The sequence below is a fragment of the Archangium lipolyticum genome, assembly GCF_024623785.1.
Lineage (GTDB): Bacteria > Myxococcota > Myxococcia > Myxococcales > Myxococcaceae > Archangium > Archangium lipolyticum.
Genome location: NZ_JANKBZ010000004.1, coordinates 289111 through 315283, shown reverse-complemented (window position 1 = coordinate 315283; position 26173 = coordinate 289111). Strand labels below are relative to the sequence as shown.

The following is a 26173-nucleotide window of genomic DNA, read 5'->3' as shown; positions in this document are numbered from 1 at the left end:
TCCCCTCCCTCTCGTGCGCGTCGCGCGCCCGCTCACGGGCTGCCGGATGAGGGAGCCCCTGGTCAGGCACGCCGCACGCGGCTGCGCACGCTGGTGAGCACGCACAGCATCACCAGCACGGAGGCGCCGAGCGTGCCGCGTCCCACGGGCTCGCCGAGCAGCAGCGCGCACCACAGCAGGGTGAGCAGCGGCTGGACGAGCTGGAGCTGGCTGACGCGCGCCACGCCGCCGAGCGCCAGGCCGCGGTACCAGGCGAAGAAGCCGAGGAACATGCTCACCACCGAGACGTAGCCCAGGCCGAGCCATGCACGCGGGCTGGCGGAGAGCATCTCGGGGCGCAGGGAGAGCGCCACCACGGGGGCGAGGAAGGGCGCGGAGAGCACCAGGGCCCAGCAGATGACGCGCCAGCTGCCCAGCTCGCGCGCCAGGACTCCTCCCTCGGCGTAGCCCACCGCGCCCGCGGCCACCGCGAGCAGCACCAGCGCATCCCCGCTCGTGGGCCGCCCCGCGCCCTGGGCCAGCGCGAAGCCCACCACGCAGCCGAGCCCCGCCAACGCGGACAGCCAGAAGCCCCACGAGGGCCGCTCGCGTGCGCGGAACACGGCGGCCACGGCGGTGGCGGCGGGCAGCAGGCCCACCAGCACCGCGCCGTGCGAGGCGGGCATGTGGCGCAGCGCCAGGGCGGACAAGAGGGGGAAGCCCACCACCACCCCCCCGGCCACCAGCGCCAGGCGAGGCCAGTGCCGGCGCTCGGGGAGCCGCTCGCGCCGCACGGCCAGCACCAGCCCCGCGAGGCCCGCGGCGATGAGCGCGCGCCCCAGCCCCACCACGGTGCCGCCCAGCTCGGGCACGGACACCCGGGTGGCGGGCAGGGTGAGGCTGAAGGCCAGCACGCCGAGCGCGCCGAGCAGCAGTCCTTCCCACGCACGCGCGGTCTCGGAGGGCGGCGTGAGCGCGAAGTCCAGGCGGGCGGGCTGGAGCGCCTGCACCACCACCCGTCCGTGTCCCTCCATCTGGAGCACGTCTCCGGGCTCGAGCACGTGGTCCTCCGCGTCCCCCTCGCGGGTGAGCCACACCCTGCCCTCGCGGCAGGAGAACCTCAGCCCTCCCATGCGTGGCAGGTACGTCCACAGCGCGCCCTGCGCGAGCGCCAGTCCCACCGGCTCTCCGCCAGCACCGAGTGTTGTCGTGGCCATGTCTCTGCACCTCCTTTTTCCACGCACAACATGCGTCCGGCGCGGAAAGCAGAACAGATTCAGCGACTCGCGTTTGTGACCGGTACAGTTTACTCTTCCCGAACTGTGCTGGTCCTCGCGGGGGTCAGCTGTACCTGGGCCGGGCGGCGGCTCCTCGTTAGAGGAGGAGGTGGCTTCGGGCCCTGCAGGGAGGCGCGATGAGGCAGGCGAGTGTGACACCCCACTCCACGCTGTACGAGCAGGTGGCCGAGCGGCTCGGAGAGGCCATCGCCGCGGGCACGCTGCGTGCGGGAGACCGGCTGCCCTCGGTGCGCCAGCTCAGCGCGAGCGAGCGGGTGAGCGTGTCCACGGTGCTGCAGGCCTACCTGCACCTGGAGTCGCTGGGGCTCATCGAGACGCGGCCCCAGTCCGGGCACTACGTGCGCCAGCGCGAGCGCCCCCTGCCCGCCGAGCCCCAGGTGTCGCGGCCCGCGGCCCTGGCCACGCCGGTGAGCGTGAGCGCGCTGGTGGCCCGGGTGTACCGCGCGGCGAACGACCCACGCATCGTCCCGCTCGGGGCGGCGCTCCCCTCGTCGGCGTTGCTGCCCACGCGGCGCCTCAACCGCGAGCTGGCCGCCATCGCCCGCGAGGCGGGTGAGGTGGCCATCGAGTACGACATGCCGCCGGGGTGCCTGGCGTTGCGCCAGCAGGTGGCGCGCCGCTCGTTGGACTGGGGCTGCCCGCTCGCGCCGGAGGACTTCGTGATGACGTGCGGGGCCTCGGAGGCGTTGCACCTGAGCCTGTTCGCGGTGGCGCGCCCCGGGGACACGGTGGCCATCGAGTCTCCCGCCTACTACGGCACGCTGCAGGCCATCGAGGCCCAGGGGCTGCGCGCGCTGGAGATTCCCAGCCACCCGCGCCACGGCATGGAGCTGGACGCGCTGGAGGCCGCGCTGACGAAGCGCAAGGTGGCCGCGGTGCTGGTGGTGCCCAGCTTCAGCAACCCGCTGGGCAGCTGCATGCCCGAGGAGAACCGCCAGCGGCTGGTGGAGATGCTCGCCGGGCGCGGCATTCCGCTCATCGAGGACGACATCTACGGGGACCTGCACTTCGGCCCGCGGCGCCCGAGGCCGGCGAAGGCCCACGACAAGGAGGGCCTGGTGCTGCTGTGCGGCTCGTTCTCCAAGACGCTGGCGCCGGGCTACCGGGTGGGCTGGGTGGCGCCGGGGCGCTTCCGGGAGAAGGTGGAGCTGCTCAAGTTCGCACAGACGGTGGCCACGCCCACGCTGCCGCAGCTCGCCATCGCCGCCTTCCTGCGGGATGGGGGCTATGACAGACACCTGCGCACGTTGCGCCGGAGGCTCGAGGCGCAGGTCCGGCAGGTGGTGGAGGCCGTCGGCGAGCACTTCCCGGAGGGCACGCGCGCGACGCGCCCCGAGGGCGGCTCGCTGCTCTGGGTGGAGCTGCCGCGCAAGGTGGACGCGCTGGTGCTGCACGCGCGGGCGCTGGAGGCGGGTATCAGCATCGCGCCCGGCCCCATCTTCTCGGCGCAGAAGCGCTACGGGAACTTCATCCGTCTGAGCTGTGGTTTTCCGTGGTCACCCCGCCTGGAGGGGGCACTGGCTACCCTGGGGTGCCTCGCGCGCAACATGGCATGAGGTGTGGTCTCACTGCCATACTGTCCGTCCGCGCATGCCCACCCAGCCGCTCGTGAATGGAACCAGGACGTGGCCCTCTCCCAACGGAGAGCTGCGTCGCTGGCTGCCCGCCCCTCATGTCCTCGTGTTGAGATTCCGCGGGCGCTTGTTCGACGCCGAGCGCTCCAGGATCGCCGTGGAGGTCATCAACGAGTTCGTCGCCGACACCTCGCGCAAGGTGGACATCTTCCACGACTGGGAGGCGATGGAGCTGTACACCACCGACGCCCGGACCGAGCTGACGGAGCTGGGGCTGCGGCTCGCACCGCGGATCAACTCGCTCAGCGTGTTGATCGGCTCGAGCCTGGTGGAGATGGGCGTGACGATGGCCGGCATCAAGCTGGGCGGCATCCGCATCTTCACCACGCGGGCGGAGTTCGATCAGGCCGTGCGGCAGGCCGTGGAGTCCCAGGGCGGCACGTACAAGCCGCTGCCTCCGGATTGAAGGCCGGGCTCAGGCCGCCAGCTTCAGCTTCCACCAGGGCTCCACGCCCTCTACCCGCGACGGCTCCACGGGCATGCCCGGCTTCGGCATCACCAGCCGCACCCGCTGCTCCTGTCCGAGCCGCAGGAGCGTCTCCGCCGGATCATCCCACGCGTGGATGGCGAGGTTGAACGTGCCCCAGTGCACGGGCAGGAACGCGCCGCCACCGAGCAGCTCTAGCGCCTTCAGCGCGTTCTCCGGCCCCAGGTGGATGTCGCCCCAGGCCGGGTGGTACGCGCCGACCTCCAGCATCACCAGGTCGAACGGACCGAGCCGCTGGCGGATTTCTCCGTACTCCGGCGTGAGCCCCGTGTCGCCGCTGAAGAAGACCTTGTGCCGGGGGCTCTCGACGACGAATGACGACCAGAGCGTGCGGTTGCGGTCTCCCATGCCCCGGCCGGAGAAGTGCTGCGACGGCGCGGCGGTGATGCGCAGCTCGCCGCGGGGGAGGGTGGCGGACTCCCACCAGTCCAGCTCGGTGATCCGCTCCGGCGGCACCCCCCAGGCCTCCAGGTGCGCGCCCACGCCGAGCGACGTGTAGAAGGGCACGTCCGTGCGCGCCAGCTCGAGGATGGTGGGGTAGTCGAGGTGGTCGTAGTGGTCGTGCGAGACGATGACCGCGTCCAGCGGCGGCAGCTGCGCGAGCGTCACCGGCACCGGATGGAAGCGCTTCGGCCCGGCGAAGGACGAGGGTGACACGCGCTCGCCCCAGACGGGGTCCGTGAGGACGCGCAGTCCGTCGAGCTCCAGCAGCACCGTCGAGTGCCCGAGCCACGTCGCGCGCAGCCCGGTGTCCGCCGGCCGGGCCCACGTCGCGAGCGGGCTCTCGAGCGGCAGCGGCCCGGGCGGCGTCCGGTTCTGTCCTCCGAGGAGGAACTCGCCCATCGTCGAGAGCGCGGTGCCAGGCTTGAGCCCGGGGCCCACCCCCGCGGTGTTCTTGAAGATCCCCTCGAGGAAACGGGGAGAGGCGCGCATGCGCTCGAGGCGGAGGCCTTGGGCCTTCCCACCGAAGACGGAACCCTTGGGCATGGGGTGGGTTTAACGCCGGACCCTCCTGGCCTCAACTCGCGGGGATGCGCACGACGAAGGTGTACTCCACGTCCACCGGCCTGCCCTGCTGGGTGACGGGCGTGACGCGCCAGGTGGACACCGTCTCGAGCAGCTCCTGATCCATGTAGGGCAGGCCATTGAGCATCTTGCAGCCCTTCACCTGTCCCTCGCGCGTCACCACGCAGCGCACCAGCGCGGTGCCTCGCACACGCGCGGCGCGGGCCTCCTCGGTGAGCCGGGGCTCCCTGCCGCTGACCCGCTGCGGGCGCGTCATGGCCGAGGGCTCGAACGGAACGGGCTCGGACGGCGCGGCGCCGAACCCTTCCGGCTGGGGCCGCCTGGGCTCGAGCGTCCTCGCCGCGACGGACGTCCTCACCTCTGGAGCCGGCGCGGCGGCGGCCTTGGGGGTGGAGCGCTTCGCCACGGCCTTCGGGCGCTCCGCCTTGGTGGGGGCCGGAGCCGGAGCCGGAGCTGGTTCGGGCGCGGGGGCCGAGGTGGGCTGGGCCACGGGCTCGGGCGCGGGAAGTGCGGAGGTGGTAGCTCGTGAGGTGGTGGCACACCCTGTACCACCCAAGGCCACGCACGCGGTCAGCAGGACGGCAAGGGCAAGGCGAGGCTGAAGGGAGAAGGAAGCGCCAGTCATGCCGTAATTTTACACCAAAAACGGCTGAAGTGGTGCGGGCCCACCGAGAAATCCGTGCTGCCCCATGTCTCAGGGGCGGGGTCGCACGCGCACCGGAGGCTCGATGAGGACGGGCTCGGTGGCCTTCGGGTCGTCCGGGTCGTAGGCGGGTGCGTAGGGACCGGCGTGTGTCGCCTTCCACTTGCGGGGCACTCGCTGGATGCCCACCGGGAACACGGTGAGCTGCCCCTCCTTGTCGATGCGCAGCCGCAGGAAGTTCTTCCAGTCCTCGATGGCGAGCGAGATGAAGGCCTCGTTGTAGTGGGCCCCGAAGGCGTTGACGCTCACCGTCAGGTAGAGGCCCATGATGAAGGGGCCCACCAGGAAGCCACCCGCGAAGGTGAAGAGGGCGCCCAGCAGGAACTTGGCCCACACGTGTGTCCACCCGGCGGCGCACAGGGCCACCCCGGGCACCAGGGCCGTGTTGCCGGAGATGACCTCCGGGCAGATGCCCAGCACGCTGACGGTGAGGTACACCGAGCCCCAGGCCACGAAGAAGGCGGTGGTGATGTGCGCCAGGCCATGCAGTGTGCCGGCCAGCACGCGCCAGCGCCCGAAGGCCACGTCCGCGAACCCGATGAGCCCACCGATGGTGGCCAGCCCCAGCGTCAGCGACCACGGGCGCGTCACCACCGAGGAGGCCACCGCGGAGAGCGCCTCCAGCATGTGCGAGAGCCCGAAGATGCCAATCTCCGTATACGTCGCCAGCGCGAGCAGCAGGTAGAGCGCGCCCGTCATCAACCCGAAGAGGGGGCTGGAGCGGATGAGCATCAGGTTCCCGCGAGCCAGCTTCCGGGACGTCCGCTCATCCGGGAAGCACTCCTTCTGGACGTACCCGTCGCGCAGCCGGTGCGCCGACGGCGTGTGCGTGGGGTGCATGAAGGCCCCGGCGCCGCCGGCCGTTATCTTCTGCCGGCCCTCGGGGTCCTCGTGCCGTTTGTAGTGGTGCAGATCTCCCGCGAGGAAGAGGCTGATGCGCCGGCCGAACACCTTCTCCTGGAGGTACTCGAGGTTGTTCTCCAGGTAGCCGCGGCGCTGGCTGGTGGCGGCGAGAATCCACGCGGGCTCCGCGTTGCAGAGGATGACGCGGTCGTCCGGCTTCATGTGCGCGGCCACCTGGTGGAAGTACTCCACCTGGGGCACGTCGATGTCGCTGTTGAGCTGCACGTCCGTGCCGATGAGCCACCAGCCGCGCGGCAGCTTGAGGGCGAAGTAGCTGCGGCTCTGGCGCGTGCGCCGACCGGCCAGCCAGCGGTTGGCGCAGAACAGCCGCATGAAGGCGGACAGCCCGTCGTACCAGTCGTGGTTGCCGGGGATGGCGAACAGGTCCGGGCTGGGCTGCTTCGTGCGCGCCATGGCCTCCTCGTAGGGAAGCACCAGTCGCTCCTCGTACGTCTCGCGGCTGGCGCCCGGGTACACCTGGTCGCCGCCGAGCACGAGGATGCGTCCGCGCTCGGTGGCGTGCGCCTGGCCCGTGGCGTCCTTGAGCTCCAGGGAGGGCAGCGCCATCAACCGCGCCACCGTATAGGTGGAGTTCCACCCGTCGCCGCTGTCGGCCGCGTAGTCCAGCCAGAAGTCCCCATCGGGGGACTCCTCCGAGTAGTCGAAGAAGGGGGGCTGCGGGCGCACCACGGCCTCGATGAGGCGGTGGTCCGCGCGAGCGCCGAACGCGGCGGCCACCAGCGCGTCCAACCCGGTGCGCACGAGCATTGCGGGGTGGAGCCAGCGCACCATGTCCGCGTGCTGCTCGGGCTTCGTCGCGGTGCCAGTCCGAGGAGGGCGGGTCTCGTGGAGGTGGGGGTCGCGGGGAGGCGCTTCGTGCGTCCCCTCGGCGTGCTGTTGCTTCGCGGTGCCGGGCTCGTGCGGTGTCACCGAGGCACGGTCCCCCAGCACCGTGTCCGGGTCAACTCCCCGTCGGGTGGCGCCGTTGGAGCCCTGGCGAGCGCTCCTCTTCCTGCCCTCCGGGCATCCAATCGGATGATTCCGGTTGCCCCGGGCCGCCGGGCGTGATGCATGGCCCGTCCATGAACGACTTCCCCATCACCGTTCGTTTCCCCGTTCACTGGAGCGAGATGGACGCGTACGGCCACGTGAACAACGCGCGTTATTTCACCTGGTTCGAGTCGGCCCGCATCGCCTACATGGCGCGGGTGGGTCTGGTGAGCACCGAGATGCAGAAGCCCGACGGGGGCGTGGGTCCCATCGTCGCCGCGACGAACGCGGAGTACCTGCGCCCCGTCGTCTTCCCGGCGGATCTGGTGGTGGGGGCACGTGTCTCGCGCCTCGGCACCACCAGCATCACCATGGAGTACGCGGTGGACGATGCGCACACCGGGGTGCGCTATGCGCGCGGCGGCGCGGTGCTCGTCACCCTGCAGTACCCCACCTACCAGAAGGTGGCCGTGCCTCCGGAGATCCGCGCCGCCATCGAGGCGCTCGAGGGCCGCATCTTCGAGTGAGGTGGGAGCGTCGGGGCTACGGCGAGGGCCTGCTGGAGGCGCGGGGGGTTGGCACGCACCTCCAGGGCTCCTGGGCTGTCTTGCGATGACAGGTGAAGCCCGGCGCGCAGTCCGAGGGGTCCTCGGGAGTACAGGACGCGAGGCATTGGTGCATGGCGCAGACGGTACCCTCGGGGCAGGCAGGCGCGTCCTCGCCGCAAGGTGAGATGCACTCCATCCACACCGAGCCCGGGTGCTCCGGGTAATCGCGCTGGACGCAGCTCTGTCCCTGGGGACAGGGGTTCCGCCCACAATCCTGGCCGTACACCCTGGCACAGAGGGAGACGTGCCTGCCCTGGAGCCTGGGTCTTTCCAGGGCGACGCATCGCTGGCCATCAGGGCAGGTGCGGCCCTCGCACGTGGGCAGGCAGGAAGGCCCTTCGGATCCTCCGTGGCAGAAGAAGCCCTCGGGGCAGGAGGAGGGGTCCTCCAACTGGCACGGACGGCCACACCGGCCCTGGCAGAGCAGATCCTTCTCGCATGCGTAATCGGTCGTGGAGGCATGCTCCAGACACTCCTCTCCCTCCTTGCGAGCGCCCACCAGCGAGCAGACACGGAGCGGAGCCTCGCCCTGGGTGGTGGTCTGGGTGCGGCAGGCGAATCCCTCCTTGCATTGCAGGTCCGTCACGCACCTGCTGTCCGAGCAATAGCGGCTCATCGAGCGGGTGCTGAAGAAGCAGCGGAGGGGCGGCTCGCAGTCGGCGTCCGTTTCGCAGTCGCGCTCGTAGGTGAGGAGGCGCTGGCGTTCCTCGGGCGAGAGCATGGGAACGAGGGTCTTTCCCTGGGGGGTCGACGTGTTCGTTCCGCTTCCGAACAGGGCGGTGCGGGATAGCCACGCCAGCGGCAGAACGAGGATCAGGCCGAGCAGGATGGCCGGGAGCATGCGCCATTTCATGGGGGCTCCGGGCTCACGGTCTTCCACCGTTCGGGCGACACTCCAGGGGACAGAGTCGCTGTGCCTTGGGGTCGTTCTTGCGCGCATGGAAGTCCGCGCAGAAGTCCATCCAGTCTTCTTCGTCGAGAGGACAGTCCTTTCTCGATTGGTACTCGATCATGTCGCGCTCCGCGGTCCGGTCGATCGTGCCTCCTCGACCCCAGGCATGCGGGCATGCGGTCTCGACGGCGAGCAGCAGCGCCAGCAGCAGGATCCGTCTTGCCATGTCGCCCCCCACGTGGTGGCCCAACGTTAGCACCGCGTGGCATCCGCCGGTGGTGAGGGCAGGCGCTACCCTCCGCGGCGCGCGTCCGCGGGGGCGTTGGGGTGGCGCTGGAGCAGCATGCGCAACTGCGGCTGCCTCCGGACGGCCTCCTGCTTGAGCAGGTGCGCGATGAGGGCCGGCGGCGCCGCGCTCCACCGCGCGATGTTCTGGATGAGCATGGGCGAGCGGTACGTGCGCCCGCACAGCAGCGCCGCCGTCTTCCCGTCCACCGCCAGCCCCACCAGCGAGGCCAGCACCCGGCCCTCGGTGTTGAGGATGAGCTCCACCCGCTCCTCGGCGGGCGCGGTGTTGAAGCGCGTCCGCATCACCTCGCGCGCGGTCCGGCGGGTGCCCTCGGGCACGTCCCGGTCCATCGCCACCTTGTACTGCTCCAGCAACCGGCGGCCGCTCCACAGGCGCCGGTAGAGGCCCGCGGGCAGCTGCGGGTTGCGCACCAGCCAGCGCCTCACCCCCGTGTCCGCCACGAAGGCCGCCCGGCCACACAGGGCCTCCAGTCCCACCGGGTTGTGATGGTGGCGCGCGATGAGCCGCGCGTGCCCCAGTCCCACCCGCGTGTTCTCCAGCACCGACTTGATGACCGCGGGCACCGGGTCGAAACAGAACGCGGACAGCTCCGGATCCTCCGCGCCCCGGGCCCTGCGGGCGCGCTCGTCCTCGGGGAGCGGGTGCAACTGCCGCTCGAAGATCTGTCTCCAGTTGCCCGCGGCGGCCTCGACCGTGGCGTCCTCGGGCGCCTCCTCCTCGGCGGCCAGCGGCTCCTCGGCCTCGGCCGGTGTGTCCTCCTCGGGCGGAGCGGCGGCCCGGGCCCCGGTGGACGGCGGCGGTGCTGAGGTGGGCGCGGGTAGGACGGCGCCGTGCTCGACCAGGCGCGTCAGGATGGCCTGGATGCGCTCGGGAGGGAGTCCGGTGAGGGCGGTGAGGTGCTTCACGGGCGTGGCGCCGTCCAGACGGGACAGGACGAAGCCCTCCTCGGGGGAGAGGGGGAGCTTCGCCACGGCGGCCGAGGGAATGGGCTTGGGCGTCCAGTCGTTCACGATCCGTCTCCCCGGAGACCCTCGAGCCTAGACGAATGACACAGAAGCGCCAAAGAGGTGTGGCGGAGGGTTGACGAATGGGGAGGCTCCGGCAGCACAATTCACCTATGAACGAGCGCATCCCGACCTACGCCGAGTTCTGGCCGTACTACCTCCGTGAGCACTCGCTACCCATCACACGCTGGTTGCACTTCGTGGGCACCTCGGTGGCGGTGGGTCTGGGCATCACCGCCGCGCTGACGGGCAGGGCGGATCTGGTTCCGGCCATGTTCGTGGCGGGCTACGGCTTCGCCTGGGTGAGCCACTTCACCCTCGAGAAGAACCGGCCGGCGACCTTCAAGTACCCCCTGTGGTCGCTCTTCTCCGACTTCCGCATGGCGGGCCTGATGCTGGTCGGCCGGCTCTCCAAGCACCTCGCCCGCGCGGGCGTGCGTGACGAGGACGACCAGTCCGGCGGCCACCTCCGCCCGATTCCCGTGCCCGTCCGCTCGCGCCGCAACGGGCGCTGAGTCTCGGGGCCTGACCGGGGACCACTCCCCGGTTCGAGGGAGCAGGCGGGCAGCCAGGGCGCGCGGGTTCTTTCCTCGCCGCCCCTCCACTGGTCTACCTTGCACGCTCCATGCAGCCCCTCGCCGAGTCGTCCCAGAGCACCCTTCCGCGCTGGTGGGCCCCTGTGTTGTGCACGCTGGCGGGCCTCGCCTGGAGCGCGTACATCGTCGGCCCCGGGGCCCTGCTGCCCGGCAACGTCGACTGGATGCTGCAGGACGATTGGTCGCCCATCCTGTTCGGCTGGCTCTACTCGCGCACCAGCCCCTGGGGCCTCCCCCTGGGAGACGCCGCGGGCTTCCTCCACCCCGTCGGCACCTCGCTGGCCTACACGGATGCCACGCCGTGGTGGAGCACCCTCTTCAAGCCGCTGACCTCGCTGCTGCCCCTGGCCTTCCAGATTCATGGGCCGTGGGTGGCGCTGTGCTTCTCGTTGCAGGGCCTCTTCGGCGCGCTCCTCGTCTCGCGGCTCTCCCCGCGCCCGCTGCACCAGGTGCTCGGGGGCCTGCTCTTCGTGATGTCCCCGGCCCTGGCCATGCGCCTGGGCCACCTCTCGCTGTGCGCGCACTGGCTGGTGCTCGCGTCGCTGTGGCTCCACCTGCGGCCCTCCCCCGATGCGCGCGCCGCCTCGCGCACGCTGGGCCTCGCCGCCTTCTTCGTCGTGCTGGCCGCGGGCGTCCACGTCTACCTGGCCACCATGGCGCTGGCCCTGGCGCTCGGGCTCGTGCTGCGCCTGTGGCGCGTGCAGGGCCTCTTCTCCGGCGCGAGGGCTGGGGCGTGGGCCGCCGGCCTCTCCGGCTCGGCGCTCGGGGTGATGGTGCTGTTCGGCTACTTCTCCCTCTCCACCACGTCCGCCACGGGCTTCAACCACTACTCGGCCAACCTCCTCACCTTCTTCAACCAGGGCGGCATGTCGCGCTTCGTGCCGGAGATTCCCGTCGGCGGAGGGCAGTACGAGGGCGCCGCGTACCTCGGGATCGGCGTGCTGCTGCTGGGCTTCGCGTCGCTGGGGGTGCTGCTGGCGAAGCGCGAGCGGTTCGGGCCGCTGCTGCCCCCGGGCCTCTGGCCGCTGTTGACCGTGTGCGGGCTCATGGCGCTCTTCGCCTTCTCGGCCCGCATGCAACTCGCCGGGTGGACCGTCTTCAGCTACCAGCGCGTCTCCGAGGCGGTGCTCGCGCCGCTCGCCCGCGTCTTCCGCTCGTCCGGGCGCTTCATCTGGCCCATGCACTACCTGTTCATCCTCGGTGCCATCGCGGGCCTGCTGCGCGTGCTACGCAACCGCCCGGCCTGGGCCGCCGCCGCCCTGGGCCTCGCCGTGGTGCTCCAGGCCGTCGAGGTGCCCGCCGACGGCTGCCGTGCCCGCTTCACCCCGCACGTGCGGCCGGCGCCCGGAGGCGACGCCACGTGGGCCCTGGCCAGGGGCACGTACCAGCACCTCGCCCTCTACCCCGCCACGCGCGTGGACGGTGCCGGGCGCGGCTGCCCGGGCCTGTTCACCAACAACGAGCTGCCCCCCTACGCCTGGCAGGCCTGGCTGAACGGGATGACGTTCAACAGCGGGTATGTCGCCCGGCTGGATGGGCCCTCCGCGCTGGCCACCTGCGAGGGGGAACAGGAGGACATCCAGGCCGGCCGCCTGTCGCCGGACACCGTCTACGTGGTGCATGACCAGGTGGCCGCGGGCTTCCTGGCGAGCACCGCCGGACACGCCTCCTGCGGCAGGTTGGAAGGGGTGCTCGTCTGTGTGTCCAGCGAGGCCCAGGGGCCCTTCCGCGAGGCGCTCGCGCGGGAGCCGGTGACGGCGGACGTGGCCCGGGACACGCCGTAGGCCCTGGTGTACAGGTGGGGGGGCGATGCGCTCCCGACTCCTCGTCCCCCTGTGTCTGCTGCTGCCCTCCCTCGCCCTCGCCGGTGATGCCCGCTGCAAGGGCACGCCCCAGGCCCGCGCCGCCCGCTTCTCCGAGAAGGCGCTGAAGGGCAAATCCCCCGCCGAGCGCTACGCCGAGTACGTCCGCGCCTGCGCCCTCGACGAGGTGGTGGCGCTCACGAAGTCGCTCGTCCGCTTCAAGACGGTGAGCAGCGAGCAGCCCGCGGCGAAGAGCCCGGAGATCGCCGCCATGGGGCGCTTCCTGGAGAAGTGGGCGCGCGGCCGGGGCCTCGGCTTCCGCGCGGTGGGCGGCAACGAGGTGTTCGAGCTGTCCTGGGGCGAGGGGGAGCCGCGGCTGGGGCTCGTCTTCCACGGAGACGTGGTGCCCGCGCCCGCGCACGAGTGGAAGAAGCCTCCGTTCGAGCCGTACGTCGAGAAGGGCCGCCTCCACGGACGGGGCGTCGAGGACGACAAGGGGCCGCTGGCCTCCGCGCTCGTGGCGCTCGCGATGGCGAAGGAACTGGGCCTGTCGCCGCAACAGGGCAAGGTGCTCGTCATCGTCGGCAACGGCGAGGAGAGCGACTGGACGGGCATGCAGCAGTACGCGGAGACGCAGAAGCCGCACCCCACGCACGTCATCTCGGTGGATTCGAACTTCCCGGTCATCGCGGCGCAGTGTGGCTTCGTCGCCTGGCAGCTCGAGGCCGAGTTGGGGGTCGCACCGGAGAAGCCAACGGCGGGCCGGCTGCGCGCCGTGGACGTCACCGCGGGCGAGTTCCTCACCCAGGTGCCCGGGGCCGCCACGCTGAAGCTGGAGTCGGCGGGCCTGGAACCGGAGAAGGCGCTCGCCGCCGTGCGGGAGGCCGTGGCCGCGGTGAGCCAGGAGCGCCCCACGCTGCGGGCCGAGGTGAAGCAGGAGGGCACCCGGGTCATCCTCATGACTCACGGCAAGGCCGTGCACGCCTCGGTGGCGGAGGAGGGCAACAACGCCCTCTGGGACCTGGCCGCCGTGGCCGCGAAGCTGCCGCTGGAGACCAACGGCATCGGGGCGATGTTGAAGGCGGTGACGCTGCGCTTCGATGGGGACCACTGGGGCGAGAAGCTGGGCGTGGCCTACCAGGACGAGCTGATGGGCCGGCTCCTCGTCGCGCCCACGGTGCTGCGCGTGAAGGACGGCAAGGTGGGCCTGGGCATCAACATGCGCCGGCCTCGGGGCAAGGACGCCGCCGCCTTCAACGCCTCGCTCGATGCCGCCGCGGAGCGGCTCTCCCAGGACACCGGTGGCCGGGTGAAGGAGGTGAAGGGTGGGAAGCCGGGCGAGGGCGGCCGCTACGTGGGAGAGCCGCACGTGGCGGACACCTCGGGGCCGCTCGTCACCACGCTGCTCGACATCTACAAGCGGCACCGCAACGAGCCGGACGCGAAGCCCCAGTCGGTGCGCGGTGGCACCTACGCGCGCCTCTTCCCGCGCTCCGTCGACTTCGGGCCCGCCTTCCCCGGGGACCTCTACACGGGCCACGCCCCGGACGAGTCCATCTCGCTCGACAACCTCGACGCCACCACCCGCATGGTCGCCGAGGCCCTCCACACGCTGGCTCTCACGCCGCCCGCGAAGTAAGGCCCGGGCGCGTCCTCCTCAACCCGGGTCCTTGCCCGGCTCGGGGAGGCCGCGCGGCAGGCGCACGGTGAAGGTGGTGCCGTGCTCCTGGGTGGAGTGCACCTTCACCTCTCCCCTGTGCGCGTGCGCCACCTGCTGGACGATGTACAGCCCCAGTCCCACGCTGCGGGTGGCCGCCTTGCCGGTGGTGCCTCGCCGGAAGGGTTGGAACAGCACCGCCTGAATCTCGGGGCCAATGGGCTCTCCCTCGTTGTGGACGGACAGGAGCACCTCGGGGCCGGCGTCGCGCACCTTCACGCGCACGGGCGTGTCCGGCCTTCCGTGCTGCAGCGCATTGCTCACCAGGTTGCCCACCACCTGCGCCAGCCGGTCCGGGTCCCAGTACCCCCACCCGTCTCCCTCCACGTCCAGCTCCAACCTCCGGTCCGTGTTGGCCACCTGCAACTCCTCCACCGTGCTCCGGCAGATGTCGTGCAGGTTCACCCGCTCGCGGTGCACGGGCAGCCCGCCTCCGATGCTGCTGCGCGCGAAGTCGAGGATGTCGGTGAGCATCCGCGCCATCCTCGCCGCGCTGTTGCGGATGCGCTCCACCGCCCGCACTCCTCCCTCGCTCAGCTCCTCCGTCCTGCGCAGCAGGAAGGCCGAGGCGGTGATGGCGTTGAGCGGGTTGCGCAGGTCATGCCCCACCACCGCGATGAGCTGCTCGCGCATCTCGCCGGAGCGGCGCAGCTCCGTCTCCACCTCCTTCTGCTTCGTGATGTCCACCACCACGCAGCCCAGGCCCACCACCTCGCCGCTCTCGGTCCGCACCGGGTAGTAGTTGCCCAGCCAGTGACGGGCGGAGGTGTTCCCGCGAGGCCAGCTGCTGAACTCGTGGTTGGACACCGGCTGACCCGTGTCGACGACGCGGCGGAAGATGGGCTCGCAGATGTCGGCGACCCGGCTGGGAAGCACCTCCCGCACGGTCTTTCCCAGGTGGAAGTCCACGGGCCTGCCGTGCAGCTCCGCCAGCGTCTCGTTGATGCGGAGGAAGCGCAGCTCCCGGTCCATGAGGCTGATGCCCACCGGAGCGGCCTCCAGCAGTGTGTTGAGCTGCGCCAGCGCTCGCCGCACCTCGTCCCGCGCGGCCCGCTCGCGCTCGGCCAGCTCCGCCTGGACGATGAAGCCGGTGGCGCGGGTCATCATCGTGCGGAAGAGCAGCTTGTCGGCTTCACTGAAGTCGAAGAGGGTCCGTGAGCTCATGTGCGCCACGCCCACCAGGTCCTCCCCGTGCAGCAGGGGGATGCTGTAGCTGGCGCGAACGCCGAGCCGCCGGATGACGTCGTACGCCAGCCGCGGATCGCTGGACACCGAGCGCGAGGAGAAGGGACGGCGCTCGGCGGCGACCTTGCCGCTGATGCCCTCGCCAATGGCGATGGTGTAGTCGATGGCCAACCCCTCCTGGGCGCCCAGCCCCTCGGCCGCGCGCACCCGCAGCCGGTCTCCTTCCCTCAGGAGGATGGAGGACGCGTCCACCGCCACCGCCGCCTCCATCAGCACCTTCAGCAGCTTGCGCAGGAAGGAGTCCACGTCCTCGCTCTCCAGCGCCGCATGGGAGACACGCTCCAGCGCCTGCAGCATCCGCTCGCGCACCCGTGCGTAGTTGTTGACGGCGCGTGTGATGCCGTGGTCGATGGCTTCGTCGAGCAGCTCCAGCTCGGCGAAGTCCGGCCAGTGGCCCTTCCGCTCCAGGGTGCGGAGGATGCACGTGCGCAGCAGTCCGTACTCGAAGGCGACTTCTCCCGGTTCGCACCCCAGCACCAGCCGTTCCAGGTCGTGCTCGTCGCCGAGAAGCTGGGACATGGGGGGGCGCTGCGCGTCGTGGACGTGCTCCGCCGCGTCCGCGAGTCTGTCCAGCAACTCGGGGATGTGGTCTCGCAGGGGGGAGTCGTCCGGCCGCTGCTCCGGGTGCCGCGCATGCAGGGCGTGCTCCCAGTCCGAGAGGATGTCCTCCCGGTGCTTCCGGAGGAAGTCCGCCAGCCGATGGGATTCACCAGGCTCCGGACCGGATGGCCGGAGCGGTTGAGGTGGATCCTGATCCCTCATGAGAGCGCTCCCCGAAGGCTGCCTCCCCGCCGCCAGCCTTGAGTCTGCTCATGTAGGGAGACCCCGGCCTCGTACCAGAGAACCAGGAGGAGGGACCCGGGAGGGGTCCGCCACTTCCCTCGCCACGCTTCGGGACGTCCTGGGGCTCCGGGGCCCGGCCGTCCAGCCCCGGTGGGCAGGCTCGTGCCTCCTGGATGAAACGAGACCCCACCGGAGTGGAGGGGAAGGGTTAGGTTGGGGGCAAGATGAGCACGCTCCTGCTGACCCGCACCGATGTCGTCCGCCACATGGAGGCCCTCACGTTGCTCTCGGAGATGCGCGAGGCCTTTCGCGCGGATGCCGAGGGCCGTACGGTGGAGCCCCAGCGCGCCCGGGCTCCGCTGCACGCCCAGGGGTCCTCGCTGGTGGTCTTCCCCGGCATCCTGACCGGCATCCCCGCCTACACCGTGAAGGTGCACGCGAAGTTCCCCGGCCGCTCTCCGGCCATCCAGGGCGTGGTGCAACTCCATGACCTGGAGACGGGGGCGTTGCTGGCGGTGATGGACTCGGGGCACCTCACGGCGCTGCGCACGGGGGTGGTGGGCGCGCTGGCCTCGGACGTGCTCGCCCGGCAGGACGCCGCCCGGGTGGCGCTCATCGGCGCGGGGGCCCAGGCCTCCATGCAGCTCAAGAGCCTGCGGCTGGTGCGCAGCCTCTCGCACGTGCGTGTCTATGACGTGGAGGTGGCGCGCGCGGTGGAGTTCGCCGCCCGCATGTACAAGGCGCTGAACCTGCCGGTGCGGCCGGCCATGTCGGTGGAGGAGGCGGTGGAGGACGCGGACATCATCGTCACCGCCACCCCGTCACGAGAGCCCTTCCTCTACCCGGGCATGCTGCGCGCGGGCACGCACGTCACCACGCTGGGCGCGGACGAACCGGGGAAGGCCGAGGTCTCCGCCGGGCTGCTGCGCCAGTCCACCTTCTTCTGCGACAACCGGGCGCTCAACGTGGCCATGGGCGCACCGGCCGGCGCGGGGCTCGGCGAGGAGTGCATCCACGCGGAGCTCGGCGAGGTGCTGGCCGGCAGGAAGCCGGGGCGCACCGACGCGGGGCAGGTCACCATCTTCGGCGCGGTGGGGCTGCCCTTCCAGGACCTGGTGGCGGCCTGGCACGTCTACCAGGGCGCGCGCACGGACGACTCGGTGCAGCGCGTGGACTTCCAGGGCTGAGGCTCAGGCGTGCCCGGCACCCAGGAGGCGGGTGCCCAGCCGGAGGACCAGTCCGCGCCAGGGGCCGCCACCGATTATCGGGCCCAGGGTCTGGAGGGTGTACGCCACGCGGTGGGCCTGCTGGATGAGCTCCCTGCCGGCCTCCAGATCCTGTCCCTTGTTCCGCAGGAGTTGGAGCTCGTGAAGCAGCCGCTCCCCGCGCGCCCGCGCCTCGACGAGCTGGGGGAGGAACTCGCTGGCGGTGTGCCCCGGCAGCAGCGTCCTCTCGACGTGCTGGGCGAGGAGCCCCACGACGGAGCCCAGGATCGTCAACATCCCCATCAGGTTGCGCATGAGTCCGCTGGCCTCGGTGAGCTGGGTCAGGGCCGCGGCTCCGCCGACGAGCGGGAGGAGCTGTCCGGTGAAGAGGAAGTGCCGGGACCAGGTGATCTTCCAGCGAAGGAGCGCGATCCACTCGTCGGAGCGGGGCAGGGTCGCCGCGAGCAACTCCTCCGACACACGGGCCTGCTCGCGCAGCGCATCGAGGTCGGCGACCGCGAGGAGCCCGTTCTCCTGGTCCGCGTCGCGTGGCGGGGCGGAGTCCTTCGGAAAGGAGAGGACCCCCCCAGCTCGGATGACGGGGAGGTCCAGGACCCATCTTTTTCGGGACTCGGCCACGACGACCCTCCAGGTGGTGGCCGTACCCGCCCGCCGGGGCCTCGTGGCTGGTGGCGGACAGTGGCCTTCTCCCGGATGGAATAGGAGCTCGGGGGATGTGATGAGCCGTGCTCAGTGCGTGGTCCGGCGACTCGCGCGGTCGATCTCCCTCGGGCCCGACAGCAGGCTGTCCGGGCCGTGGTGGAGGTGCACCTCGTCGGCGATGACCTCCCGCACGTCGTCGAGTGGCACGGCGTAGTCCTTGCGCCAGACGAGCAGCCCCTTCTCGACGATGAGCTCCTCGTCCGTCACCTCGACGACATGGCCGAGCTTCTCGCCACGGTGGGTGAACACTGGCATCCCCTCGTGCAGCTCCGAACGTTCCACCATGTACCCTTTCCTCCTCCCCGGGCAGGGGCAGCGAGCGGCAGTCCCGGATTTCAAGCTAGGGACGAGGAACCGGGACGGCACCGGGCATGCGGCCGGGCACGTCCCAAGGGTTGGCCGGTACACGGGTCGGCACGTGCATGCCCATCTTCATCGGGCCTGGGAGGTGCTCGATGATGGTGGGGTTTCTGGCTTCGAGGACGGGGCGTTGGATGCGCATGCTGGCGGGCGCGAGCCTGGTGGTGGGCGGCCTGTCCACGGACTCCGTGAAGGGGAAGATGTTGGCCGTGGTGGGGCTGGTGCCGCTGCTCGCGGGGGCGTTCGACCTGTGCCTCTTCGGCCCGTTCTTCGGCCTGCCCGTGAAGGGCGAGGCCATCCGCCGCAAGGTGGGGCTCATCGGCGAGGACTCGCTGCTGCCCCACCCGCCCATGCCGATGACGGAGCGCCCCACGCTGCTGCACTAGCGGCTAGGAGCGCACGTCGAAGGGGATGGAGAGGGTGCCGAACTGCTCGCCGGTGCGTGCATCCACCAGGCGCGCCTGGAGGGTGACGCGGCCCTCGCGCTCGCTCACGCCCTGGAAGAAGAGGAAGCCGGTGATGGTGCCGCCGGTGTCCAGCGTGCCCTCGGGCAGGGCCTCCCTGAGCATGTCCCGCGTGGGCAGTGGCTCCGGAGGGTCCCAATAGGCATAGGGCCGGTAGAAGGGGTCGTACCAGGGATCGTACCAGGGGTTGTAGATGCCCCGGCCCCGGTGTCGCCAGGTGTAGAACGGCGGGTTGGCCCAGCCCGTGTACCAGCCGAAACCCAGGCCCACGGACATGCGGACGCTGCCGCCCGAGCCGCCAGGGCCGGAGCCGCCGTACGCGGCGCGGCCCTCATCGGCCAGCTCGAAGGGGGAGAGCGCGGAGTACTGGAAGCGGGAGTCGCCCAGCAGGGTGAACTCCTCGTAGCGGATGCGCAGGGGCCGGCCGCTCTGGTTCTCGATGCGGACCTGCACCGGGGTGACGATGCGCTCGAGGGTGGAGGGGGTGCCACGCCAGGCGTCTCCGTCCGCCACCAGGCGCACACCTTGGGTTTCGCTCACGGCCGCGCCGCCCCGGGTGGTTTCGGCGGAGGGCAGGGGCTGCAACTTCGTCTCGGTCACGCAGCCCGCGGCGAGCAGCGAGGCCGCGAGCAAGAGCCAGGGAGCGCGCATGCGCATGGGGGGGTCTCCTCTGGGAAAAATTAGGAGTGGACCCGAGCGCGTGCGCGAGGTCGTGGCGAGGCCGCCCGGTGTGCGGACGGGAGCCGCGCACTAGGGCGTGTGCGAGGGCTCCGCGGCGGTGGTGCCGCGCCAGGTGGTGCCCAGCAGCGTGTCCCAGTCCTGCACGCGGGCCCAGTCCTCGAAGGTGTGCCAGCCCACCTCCGGGAAGTCCCGGCGCAGCAGGGCGATGTTGGCGTGGTAGCCGTCGCGCTGGAACCACTCGAACATGCGGCCCATGTCCTCGCTGAAGGAGCGGACGATCTCCAGGGGGACCTCCTCGTAGCGCAGCTTGTGCCCGCTGACGTAGGAGATGAGGGCGGCGGCCTGCTCACCCGTCACCTCGTCGGAGGCCACCTCGATGCGCCGGCCGAAGAGATCCTCGGGCCATTCCAGCACCCGGGCGCAGAAGGCGGCGAGGTCCGCCGTGGGAACCATCTGCAGCCCGCGGTGGGGCGGCAGGGCCATGCTCAGCACGCCCTCGTGCAGCCGCTGGGCGAAGGTGGGCCCCAGGAAATTCTCCATGAAGAAGACGGGGGCCACGATGGTGTAGGGCAGGCCGCTCTGACGCAGGTGCTCCTCCACCACGAACTTCGTCTCGAAGTGGGGGACGCCGGTGTTCTGGTCCGCGCCAGCCACCGAGGAATAGAGGAAGTGCCGCACGTGGGCGAGCTTGGCGGCATCGATGAGATGGCGGCCATGGCGCACCTCGCCCTCGAGGCCTCCGGCGTCGAAGGGGGTGGCCATGGCGAACACGGCGTCCACGTCGCGGCGCATGGCCTGCTCGAGGCTGTCTGGATCATCGAAGTCGCCGGTGACGAGCTCCGCGCCCCGTTGCTCCAGATCTTTCGCCGCGGGCGAGTCCGGGGTGCGAACGAAGGCGTGGACGCGATGTCCCCGCTTGAGGAGCAGGCGGGCGAGCGCGCCACCCTGCTTTCCGGTGGCACCGGTCACCAACACGGTCAGGGGTCGGAACATGCGATTCCTCCGGAGAGAACCTGTCTCAAGGTGGGGACGGGTGGCGCGCGAGGCGAGGGGCGTGGGCCAGGGCCTACCGCTTCTTGCCTGGTCCCTTCGCCTTCGCGGCGCCCCGCTTCTGGGGAGCCTTCTTCTCGCTGTTCTGCTCGCTCTTGGCCGCGCGGCGGGCGGACACGCCGCGTGCCACCCGGAGCGCACCGGACATGGCGTCGCCGGCCAGATGCTTCGCGCCCTCGAACGGATTGCCCTTGGCGGCTTCCTTCGCCGCCCGGAGAACACTCGCCACCGCTTCCCGGGCCAGTTCCTTCAGGTTCTCGGGCTGGAGCTCGAGCGGCTGGACGGCCTCGGGCTCCCCGGGCGGCGTGGACTCCTGCTCACGGGCCTCGAGGGGCGGGGCCTCCGCGCCCGCGGGCTCCTGCCGCACCTCGGCGGGCTCCTGCCGCACCTCCTCGGAGGCACGCAGGCGCTCCTGGAGCTCACGCTCCTCGCGGTGCTTCTGGTACAGCTCCGCCGTCTGCGCGTGCTGGCGGCCGTAGTGGATGGGCGTCTCCGCCGAGGGCGGCACCGTGGGCCTGGCTTCCTCGGCCGGAGGGGTCTGCCGGGCGCCGCCCGGATTGGTCACGCTGGGCTCCGGCTTGTCCGCACGGAAATGGTCGAAGCTATACGTCCGCATCCCTGCCTCCTTGGAGAGTAGGCTGTTGGCGTCACTCGTCGGAAGTTAGGGAGCCCCTCCAGGGCATGGAACCGCAGTCGGGGGCGGGCGGGGGAGCAAGTCCCCCATCGCCAGGACGCCCCATTGCGGTGCTCCGGGTTTCAGCTCAGGTACGAGGGAGAGAAGTCGTTGGGGTGGACGATGAGCTGCCGTCCGGCGAAACCGCCGTCCAGCTCGTGCCAGTGCGTCACCGCCGACTCACCGTACCGCCAGCAGAGGTACACCGGACGTCCGCTCTTGAGGGAGTGGAAGTCCACCAGACCATCCGCGGCCTTGATCTCCACGCCCAGATCCTGGAACTGCTCCAACTCGGCACGGATGCGCTCGAAGAGGGCATCGCGCTCGGCGCGGACGGGCGCGGTGCGCTCCGGCCCTGCCCCGGAGTCCTGGAGTGACTCCAGCTCGCGGACGATGGCTTGCACGCGCGCCACCCACGGGCGCACCCGCTCGAAGGTGCGGGTGAGCAGCGGGATGAGACGGTTGGCCTCTTCCACTCCGAAATAGCGCATGGCTGCCCGAGCATATCGCCCGGGCTCCACGCGTGCGTGCCGATCGTGTTCTTAGCGCTTCTTCGCCGGCTTGCGCGCGGTGGCGGTCTTCACGGCGCGAGCCACGGTCTTCTTCGCGGCGGCGGCGGCGCGCGTCACCACCTTGCGGCCGATGGTGCGGAGCGAGGGGATGGCGGGCTCGCTCTTCTTCGCGGGAGTCTTCGAGGCCGTCGTGGCCTTGGCCTGACGGGCGGGGGCTTTGGAGACCGCCGTCTCGGTGGCCTGCTTGCGGGTGGAGGTCCGCTTCGGCTCCGCGGGGCGGGCCTGGGTCGCGGCCTTCTTCGCCGCGGGCCTGGCCTGGGGCGTGGCCGTCTTCGCCGCGCGCTTACGTGCCTGGGCCCGTGTGCGATAGCGCTTCACGGTCTCCGAGTGGGCCTGTCCATAGCTGGTGGAGGACTTGGGCAGGGTGTCCTTCTCCATGTCCTTGGCCAGCGTGACCTTGGACTCGTCGTTGCCGAGTCGTGGGCCCGAACCCTTGAAGGTCTGCGCGGGCTGTTGCGAAAGGAAAGGTTCGAAACTGTAGGTCCTACCCATGAATGTCTCCCTGCGTGTGTATCCGGGCTGTCCCGGAAGTTAGGGACGATTCCCACTCGCGGCATGGTCCTAGAGGCCGAGATGGGTGAGCAGTGCTCCCAGGTCCTCATCGGACAGGGATTCGCGGCTGTACGGCGGCATGTTTCCCCCCACGCCGAAGAAGCGGCCATGCCGGACCTTCTCGATGAAGATGAGACCGGGAGCCACGCCAGGGAAGAGGGAGCCGTACTCCTGGGAGACCTCGGGGAGCACGGGCGCGAGCTGTGTCAGCCGGCCCTTCCCGGTGTGCGCCTCACCGTGGCATTCCCGACAGGCGGCCTCGTAGACGTCGGCGCCCCGCCTGGCGTTGCCTCGCGGCACGTCGGTGATGTCCTTGATGAGGGTGAAGGGCTGGGCGGGCGCGGTCTCGTCCGGGCTGATGCGGACCAGATACTCGTAGAGGGCGCGGCTCCTCGGGTCGTCCGGCGCGAGCGGGGTGACGCCGCGCATGAAGGCCGTGTAGCAGAAGTTCACCGCGTCCAGCAGGCGCGTCTCGTAGCCGCCCCACCAGTGGGGGCGGGACGCCACATTATAGAGGGACAGTCCCGCGTACACCTCGTCCTTCGGGGGAGTGGCGGTCGTCGCGTGGCACGTGGCGCACGAGAAGGTGTTGTATTGGCTGCCCGACAGCTTCGGGTCGCTGAAGAGCTCCTCGCCGTATTCCGCCGCGGGCACGGGGCCACAGCCCACCGCGAGCAGCACCGCTCCCAGCCACGGCCACCTCATGGCGACCCCCGCAGGATGCCCACCGAGTCCGGATAGATTCCCAGCGTCACGGTCTTCGTCACCGTGCCCGCCGCCAGGTCGAGCACATGCAGTGTGCCCGGGCCCTGGTGGCCACCCTCGCACACCACGAGCCCGTGCTGGCCATCTGGCGTCAGCGTCACCTGATGTGCGTTGACGCAGCCGGAGGGCGCGAGCGGAATCTCCCGGGTCACCACGGGCGGGGTGACGGCCGTGTCGATGACTGCCACCACGTCCTGCTTGCTGTAGGGCATGTAGAGCGTGCGGCCGTCCGTGCTGAAGGCGCCGAACATGGGCGAGCCACTGTGAGCCACGTGTACGGCGCGCTCGGGACGCATGGTCAGCGACTCCGGGTCCAGGACCTGCACGACGCCGCTCGTGAGCGAGCTCACCCAGACCGAGCCATCGATGGGCGACACGGTGAGCGCATAGGGCTCGTGCCGGGGCGCCACGGCGGTGCCCGCGTTGGTGGCCACCTTGAGGCGGGTGACGGGGTAGCCCTCGGCGTCCAGTTGCACCACGGCCACCTCGTCCGAGATGCAGGTGACATAGGCCCGCTTCTCGTCCGGGGAGAGGCGCACCGCGTGGGGAGCGGGGCACACCGTGACCATCGCCCTGCGTGTCATCGTGTCCGCGTCGAGGATGGCCAGCCGCGCGTCCATGTCGCTCTCGGGCCCGCCACGGCGCGCCACGTCGGTGATCCTCAGCAGGTCGAAGTGGGTCTGGAAGAGCGTGCGGCCGTCGGCGCTGGCGATGAGGTCGCCCGGGTTGCGGTCCACGCGCACCGAGCCCACGAGGTGGTTGTCCTTCGCGTCCAGCTTGAGGCAGTAGCCGTCGGCGGTGCCGGTGCCGTGCGCCCCGTGAGGGCCGGAGCCGGCGCCAGGCACGGAGTAGGAGAGGCCCACATAGTAGAAGTCCCCGCGTGGCGAGAAGGCGGCGTGGTGGGGGCCTTCCAACTCCACGGGGTTGAGCCCCACGGGGACGCGGGCGAGCTCTCCCCAGCCCGGCGAGCCCAACGAGTCCAGGTCGAGCAGGCTCACGGTGTCGTCCATGCTGTTGGTGACGACGATGCGCCCGCTCCCGAGCGGGGGCAGCTCCCGCGCAGAGGGCCAGGGGGAGTCGATGGAGTAGTCGAGCTCCGGCACCTTGTCGTTGGAGCAGGCTCCGAGCGCGAGTGGCGCGAGCAGGGCGGGCACGAGGAGCCTCATGGCGCACCCCTGCGGAAGGTGCGGGGCGTGGCGAGCGAGTAGGGGCCTTCGGTGACGGTGTTCTGCAGGAGGTGGGCGCTCGTCACCTGCACGGTGAGGTCCTTGCCCGCGTTCTTGCCCAGCTCGGCCCAGGAGTTGGCGTCGAGCTGCCAAGACACTTCCGAGGTCAGCACCTGGACCACGGGGCACTTGCCGCCGGGGGTGGAGACCTCCACCCAGTAGAGGTCCCCCGTGTAGGGAGGCAGGTGCGCGTGGGCGGAGGGGACGAGCAGCTCGCCCAACCACGAGGCGAGGGAACGGGGAGCGCGGGGGGGTTGGGGACGGAAGAGCGAGGCGCTCAGGGAGCTCCATTGCCAGACGGGCGGAGTGGCGTCGGCCGAGTACACCTCGCCCTCGGTGGGGGAGTGGAGGGTGACGGCCCTGGAGGAGTCGCGGGGCTTCTTGCGCGCGTCCACCATGGCGCGCCAGGCCTCGTCGGTGGCCTTGCCGGCGTAGAGGGGCTCACCGCACTCGGACTCGGAGGTCTCCGGGTCGCAGGCGGAGAGGGTGAGGGCCAGGGCGGTGATGCAGGCGGTGCTCGGGTGTCTCATGTTCATCTCCGTGAGGACTCCGGATCGCGCCGTCGCGAGCGGAGGAGCGGGGTGAGGGTGAGGAGGCATGCGGCGGGCACGAGTCCCCCGGCGGACGAGCACCCGCCCTTCTTGGGGGGAGGCTCCGGCGTTCCGGGCTCCACCGTGACGGGCTCTTCTGGCGGCAGGGTGGGGTCCGCGCCGATGGAGGGGGCGAACTGCGGCCAGCGGGGCCGGCAGATGTCCTGGGTGGGGGTTCTGGCGGGGCACGCGGGGGGCAGGATGTGGGGGAGCGAGAAGAGGGGCTCGAAGGTGTCGCCCTCGTCGCGGGTGCGAGCCAGGGCCCAGTCATGCACCCAGGTGGAGCCGCAGACGAGGAGGGTGTCGCCCTGGCGGTCCGCGCAGGCATTGCCCTCGGGGAGTGACAGGAGGGTGGTGGGCCCACCCTCGCGGATGCGGAAGAAGCGGGTGTACGTGGCGGCCCAGACGGTGCGCCCGTCGGCGGAGACCTCGATGCCGACGAGGTACTCGTCGAGACCATCATGCTCCTGGTTGGGGGGATGGAGGATGGACTGGAAGGAGTGGCCTCCGTCCTTGCTCTCCAGCAGATAGGTCCAGCCCTGGGCGGTGACGCGGGCCCAGAGGTGGTCCGGGTCGTTCTCCGCCACCCGGAGGACGAGCAGGTCATACGGCCGCGAGTCGACCGAGTATTCCGGGAAGGGATGGGGAATCTCCTCCCAGGTGGAGCCCTCGTCGTCGCTGCGGAAGATGCGCAGTCCCTGGGGCGTATCGGCGGAGACGTAGATGCGCCGCGTGTCGGACGGAGCGACCTTCACGGAGGAGTAGACGTGGGTCGTGCTCCGCAGTGCGTCGATGGCGGTGAACGTCTCGCCACCATCATCGCTGCGGAAGAGGCCATTGGGGGAGGAGGCGCGGGCCGTCGTCACCCAGAGGCGCGAGGGAGTGGAGGGAGGCGCCTCGAGGCCCGAGGGCCACAGGTTGTTGGAGGAGAAGAAGGGGTGGGCCTGCCAGGTGCAGCCGCCGTCGCGCGAGCGGATGAGGGAGGCGCCGGTGGCGGCGAGCAGGTCGCCATTGGCCTGCCAGAGGAAGGACTCGGGGCGCCAGCCGCCGTAGAGCATGGACTCGGGGCAGATCCACCGCCAGGTCTTCCCGCTGTCGCGGGAGACCACGGCGCCGAAGGTGGCGCCAGCGAAGAGATCCTCGGGGTGGCCGCGGCGGACGGTGACGTTGGAGGTCTCGGGGAGGCCCGCGTGCGCGAGGGCGGGAGGTGCACGCAGCGCGAGTGAAGCCAGCACCAACCAGCAGAGGACGGAGAGCGGGAGTCTCATGGGCGACACTCCGGAGGGGACAGGGCCCGACGATAGACGTCGTGGGGCATGCGGTATACCGACGAGT

27 protein-coding genes are annotated in these 26173 nt (G+C 70.9%); 8 read left to right on the top strand and 19 right to left on the bottom strand.

Going from position 1 to position 26173, the window contains the following annotated elements; all coding sequences use genetic code 11:
- Nucleotides 1–62: 62 nt before the first annotated feature.
- Complete coding sequence (locus tag NR810_RS11550; protein WP_257451366.1) at nt 63–1196, bottom strand: EamA family transporter; 1134 nt, start codon at nt 1194–1196, stop codon at nt 63–65.
- Nucleotides 1197–1393: 197 nt separating this feature from the next.
- Here NR810_RS11550 and NR810_RS11545 point away from each other — a divergent pair, with 197 nt between their 5' ends.
- Together NR810_RS11545 and NR810_RS11540 are read left to right on the top strand one after the other, a co-directional pair.
- Complete coding sequence (locus NR810_RS11545; RefSeq protein WP_257451364.1) at nt 1394–2833, top strand: aminotransferase-like domain-containing protein; 1440 nt, start codon at nt 1394–1396, stop codon at nt 2831–2833.
- A gap of 145 nt (nt 2834–2978) precedes the next feature.
- Nucleotides 2979–3317 (top strand): hypothetical protein, encoded by a 339-nt coding sequence (locus tag NR810_RS11540; RefSeq protein ID WP_257451362.1) that lies wholly within the window; start codon nt 2979–2981, stop codon nt 3315–3317.
- A 9-nt stretch (nt 3318–3326) separates the two neighbouring features.
- Here the strand turns inward: NR810_RS11540 and NR810_RS11535 are convergent, their stop codons facing one another.
- The 3 genes from NR810_RS11535 to NR810_RS11525 form a co-directional block, all read right to left on the bottom strand.
- Complete coding sequence (locus NR810_RS11535) at nt 3327–4385, bottom strand: MBL fold metallo-hydrolase (RefSeq protein WP_257451361.1); 1059 nt, start codon at nt 4383–4385, stop codon at nt 3327–3329.
- 31 nt (nt 4386–4416) lie between these two features.
- The gene (locus NR810_RS52585; protein ID WP_257451358.1) at nt 4417–4914 is read right to left on the bottom strand and encodes an energy transducer TonB; all 498 of its coding nucleotides are present in this window, start codon (nt 4912–4914) and stop codon (nt 4417–4419) included.
- Between the two features lie 204 nt (nt 4915–5118).
- The gene (locus tag NR810_RS11525) at nt 5119–6822 is read right to left on the bottom strand and encodes a metallophosphoesterase (protein WP_257451997.1); all 1704 of its coding nucleotides are present in this window, start codon (nt 6820–6822) and stop codon (nt 5119–5121) included.
- 290 nt (nt 6823–7112) lie between these two features.
- On the opposite strand from NR810_RS11525, the gene NR810_RS11520 reads away from it, so the two are divergent.
- The gene (locus NR810_RS11520) at nt 7113–7547 is read left to right on the top strand and encodes an acyl-CoA thioesterase (protein ID WP_257451356.1); all 435 of its coding nucleotides are present in this window, start codon (nt 7113–7115) and stop codon (nt 7545–7547) included.
- Nucleotides 7548–7563: 16 nt separating this feature from the next.
- Here NR810_RS11520 and NR810_RS11515 read toward each other — a convergent pair whose 3' ends face one another.
- The 3 genes from NR810_RS11515 to NR810_RS11505 form a co-directional block, all read right to left on the bottom strand.
- On the bottom strand, nt 7564–8481 hold the full coding sequence (locus tag NR810_RS11515) for a hypothetical protein (RefSeq protein ID WP_257451354.1): 918 nt from the start codon (nt 8479–8481) through the stop codon (nt 7564–7566).
- Between the two features lie 13 nt (nt 8482–8494).
- Nucleotides 8495–8746: a hypothetical protein gene (locus NR810_RS11510; protein ID WP_257451352.1), complete on the bottom strand. Its 252-nt coding sequence runs from the start codon at nt 8744–8746 to the stop codon at nt 8495–8497.
- Between the two features lie 65 nt (nt 8747–8811).
- Nucleotides 8812–9840, bottom strand: a complete 1029-nt coding sequence (locus tag NR810_RS11505; protein ID WP_257451350.1) for a hypothetical protein — start codon at nt 9838–9840, stop codon at nt 8812–8814.
- A 107-nt stretch (nt 9841–9947) separates the two neighbouring features.
- Here NR810_RS11505 and NR810_RS11500 point away from each other — a divergent pair, with 107 nt between their 5' ends.
- From NR810_RS11500 to NR810_RS11490, 3 genes are all read left to right on the top strand, one after another.
- Nucleotides 9948–10349, top strand: a complete 402-nt coding sequence (locus NR810_RS11500) for a DUF962 domain-containing protein (protein ID WP_257451348.1) — start codon at nt 9948–9950, stop codon at nt 10347–10349.
- A gap of 110 nt (nt 10350–10459) precedes the next feature.
- On the top strand, nt 10460–12214 hold the full coding sequence (locus tag NR810_RS11495) for a DUF6311 domain-containing protein (protein WP_257451346.1): 1755 nt from the start codon (nt 10460–10462) through the stop codon (nt 12212–12214).
- A 25-nt stretch (nt 12215–12239) separates the two neighbouring features.
- On the top strand, nt 12240–13871 hold the full coding sequence (locus NR810_RS11490) for a Sapep family Mn(2+)-dependent dipeptidase (protein WP_257451343.1): 1632 nt from the start codon (nt 12240–12242) through the stop codon (nt 13869–13871).
- An 18-nt stretch (nt 13872–13889) separates the two neighbouring features.
- Here NR810_RS11490 and NR810_RS11485 read toward each other — a convergent pair whose 3' ends face one another.
- A complete protein-coding gene (locus tag NR810_RS11485) occupies nt 13890–15956 on the bottom strand; it encodes an ATP-binding protein (RefSeq protein WP_257451341.1) in 2067 nt (688 codons plus the stop codon).
- Nucleotides 15957–16201: 245 nt separating this feature from the next.
- Between NR810_RS11485 and NR810_RS11480 the strand changes: the two genes are divergently transcribed.
- Nucleotides 16202–17164 carry an ornithine cyclodeaminase family protein gene (locus tag NR810_RS11480; protein ID WP_257451331.1) on the top strand — a complete coding sequence of 321 codons (963 nt, stop codon included), beginning with the start codon at nt 16202–16204 and terminating at the stop codon, nt 17162–17164.
- A 3-nt stretch (nt 17165–17167) separates the two neighbouring features.
- Here NR810_RS11480 and NR810_RS11475 read toward each other — a convergent pair whose 3' ends face one another.
- Nucleotides 17168–17821, bottom strand: coding sequence for a hypothetical protein (locus NR810_RS11475; RefSeq protein WP_257451329.1), 654 nt, complete (start codon nt 17819–17821; stop codon nt 17168–17170).
- A 111-nt stretch (nt 17822–17932) separates the two neighbouring features.
- Complete coding sequence (locus NR810_RS11470; protein WP_257451327.1) at nt 17933–18190, bottom strand: PRC-barrel domain-containing protein; 258 nt, start codon at nt 18188–18190, stop codon at nt 17933–17935.
- A 170-nt stretch (nt 18191–18360) separates the two neighbouring features.
- Here NR810_RS11470 and NR810_RS11465 point away from each other — a divergent pair, with 170 nt between their 5' ends.
- On the top strand, nt 18361–18651 hold the full coding sequence (locus NR810_RS11465; protein ID WP_257451325.1) for a YgaP-like transmembrane domain: 291 nt from the start codon (nt 18361–18363) through the stop codon (nt 18649–18651).
- A 3-nt stretch (nt 18652–18654) separates the two neighbouring features.
- Here NR810_RS11465 and NR810_RS11460 read toward each other — a convergent pair whose 3' ends face one another.
- The 9 genes from NR810_RS11460 to NR810_RS11420 form a co-directional block, all read right to left on the bottom strand.
- Entirely contained in the window at nt 18655–19386 is a 732-nt protein-coding gene (locus tag NR810_RS11460) for a hypothetical protein (RefSeq protein ID WP_257451319.1), read from the bottom strand.
- A gap of 93 nt (nt 19387–19479) precedes the next feature.
- Nucleotides 19480–20403 (bottom strand): NmrA/HSCARG family protein, encoded by a 924-nt coding sequence (locus NR810_RS11455; protein ID WP_257451317.1) that lies wholly within the window; start codon nt 20401–20403, stop codon nt 19480–19482.
- A 73-nt stretch (nt 20404–20476) separates the two neighbouring features.
- Nucleotides 20477–21076 carry a prolipoprotein diacylglyceryl transferase gene (locus NR810_RS11450; RefSeq protein ID WP_257451314.1) on the bottom strand — a complete coding sequence of 200 codons (600 nt, stop codon included), beginning with the start codon at nt 21074–21076 and terminating at the stop codon, nt 20477–20479.
- A 140-nt stretch (nt 21077–21216) separates the two neighbouring features.
- On the bottom strand, nt 21217–21624 hold the full coding sequence (locus NR810_RS11445) for a DUF2203 domain-containing protein (RefSeq protein ID WP_257451312.1): 408 nt from the start codon (nt 21622–21624) through the stop codon (nt 21217–21219).
- A 51-nt stretch (nt 21625–21675) separates the two neighbouring features.
- Nucleotides 21676–22197, bottom strand: coding sequence for a hypothetical protein (locus tag NR810_RS11440; protein WP_257451309.1), 522 nt, complete (start codon nt 22195–22197; stop codon nt 21676–21678).
- 69 nt (nt 22198–22266) lie between these two features.
- The gene (locus tag NR810_RS11435) at nt 22267–22962 is read right to left on the bottom strand and encodes a c-type cytochrome (protein ID WP_257451307.1); all 696 of its coding nucleotides are present in this window, start codon (nt 22960–22962) and stop codon (nt 22267–22269) included.
- A complete protein-coding gene (locus NR810_RS11430) occupies nt 22959–24188 on the bottom strand; it encodes a YncE family protein (protein ID WP_257451305.1) in 1230 nt (409 codons plus the stop codon). The genes NR810_RS11435 and NR810_RS11430 overlap by 4 nt, the downstream gene beginning before the upstream one ends.
- Nucleotides 24185–24778 (bottom strand): hypothetical protein, encoded by a 594-nt coding sequence (locus NR810_RS11425; protein WP_257452016.1) that lies wholly within the window; start codon nt 24776–24778, stop codon nt 24185–24187. The genes NR810_RS11430 and NR810_RS11425 overlap by 4 nt, the downstream gene beginning before the upstream one ends.
- A gap of 2 nt (nt 24779–24780) precedes the next feature.
- Entirely contained in the window at nt 24781–26106 is a 1326-nt protein-coding gene (locus NR810_RS11420; RefSeq protein ID WP_257451304.1) for a WD40/YVTN/BNR-like repeat-containing protein, read from the bottom strand.
- Nucleotides 26107–26173 lie beyond the last annotated feature (67 nt).

Excerpts from the sequence above, each read along its gene's own strand:
- NR810_RS11550 (WP_257451366.1), bottom strand. The coding sequence starts at position 1,196 with ATGGCCACGACAACACTCGGTGCTGGCGGAGAGCCGGTGGGACTGGCG.
- NR810_RS11545 (WP_257451364.1), top strand. The coding sequence starts at position 1,394 with ATGAGGCAGGCGAGTGTGACACCCCACTCCACGCTGTACGAGCAGGTG.
- NR810_RS11535 (WP_257451361.1), bottom strand. The coding sequence starts at position 4,385 with ATGCCCAAGGGTTCCGTCTTCGGTGGGAAGGCCCAAGGCCTCCGCCTC.
- NR810_RS11525 (WP_257451997.1), bottom strand. The coding sequence starts at position 6,822 with ATGGTGCGCTGGCTCCACCCCGCAATGCTCGTGCGCACCGGGTTGGAC.
- NR810_RS11520 (WP_257451356.1), top strand. The coding sequence starts at position 7,113 with ATGAACGACTTCCCCATCACCGTTCGTTTCCCCGTTCACTGGAGCGAG.
- NR810_RS11515 (WP_257451354.1), bottom strand. The coding sequence starts at position 8,481 with ATGAAATGGCGCATGCTCCCGGCCATCCTGCTCGGCCTGATCCTCGTT.
- NR810_RS11510 (WP_257451352.1), bottom strand. The coding sequence starts at position 8,746 with ATGGCAAGACGGATCCTGCTGCTGGCGCTGCTGCTCGCCGTCGAGACC.
- NR810_RS11500 (WP_257451348.1), top strand. The coding sequence starts at position 9,948 with ATGAACGAGCGCATCCCGACCTACGCCGAGTTCTGGCCGTACTACCTC.
- NR810_RS11495 (WP_257451346.1), top strand. The coding sequence starts at position 10,460 with ATGCAGCCCCTCGCCGAGTCGTCCCAGAGCACCCTTCCGCGCTGGTGG.
- NR810_RS11490 (WP_257451343.1), top strand. The coding sequence starts at position 12,240 with ATGCGCTCCCGACTCCTCGTCCCCCTGTGTCTGCTGCTGCCCTCCCTC.
- NR810_RS11485 (WP_257451341.1), bottom strand. The coding sequence starts at position 15,956 with ATGAGGGATCAGGATCCACCTCAACCGCTCCGGCCATCCGGTCCGGAG.
- NR810_RS11480 (WP_257451331.1), top strand. The coding sequence starts at position 16,202 with ATGAGCACGCTCCTGCTGACCCGCACCGATGTCGTCCGCCACATGGAG.
- NR810_RS11470 (WP_257451327.1), bottom strand. The coding sequence starts at position 18,190 with ATGGTGGAACGTTCGGAGCTGCACGAGGGGATGCCAGTGTTCACCCAC.
- NR810_RS11465 (WP_257451325.1), top strand. The coding sequence starts at position 18,361 with ATGATGGTGGGGTTTCTGGCTTCGAGGACGGGGCGTTGGATGCGCATG.
- NR810_RS11460 (WP_257451319.1), bottom strand. The coding sequence starts at position 19,386 with ATGCGCATGCGCGCTCCCTGGCTCTTGCTCGCGGCCTCGCTGCTCGCC.
- NR810_RS11455 (WP_257451317.1), bottom strand. The coding sequence starts at position 20,403 with ATGTTCCGACCCCTGACCGTGTTGGTGACCGGTGCCACCGGAAAGCAG.
- NR810_RS11450 (WP_257451314.1), bottom strand. The coding sequence starts at position 21,076 with ATGCGGACGTATAGCTTCGACCATTTCCGTGCGGACAAGCCGGAGCCC.
- NR810_RS11445 (WP_257451312.1), bottom strand. The coding sequence starts at position 21,624 with ATGCGCTATTTCGGAGTGGAAGAGGCCAACCGTCTCATCCCGCTGCTC.
- NR810_RS11440 (WP_257451309.1), bottom strand. The coding sequence starts at position 22,197 with ATGGGTAGGACCTACAGTTTCGAACCTTTCCTTTCGCAACAGCCCGCG.
- NR810_RS11435 (WP_257451307.1), bottom strand. The coding sequence starts at position 22,962 with ATGAGGTGGCCGTGGCTGGGAGCGGTGCTGCTCGCGGTGGGCTGTGGC.
- NR810_RS11430 (WP_257451305.1), bottom strand. The coding sequence starts at position 24,188 with ATGAGGCTCCTCGTGCCCGCCCTGCTCGCGCCACTCGCGCTCGGAGCC.
- NR810_RS11425 (WP_257452016.1), bottom strand. The coding sequence starts at position 24,778 with ATGAGACACCCGAGCACCGCCTGCATCACCGCCCTGGCCCTCACCCTC.
- NR810_RS11420 (WP_257451304.1), bottom strand. The coding sequence starts at position 26,106 with ATGAGACTCCCGCTCTCCGTCCTCTGCTGGTTGGTGCTGGCTTCACTC.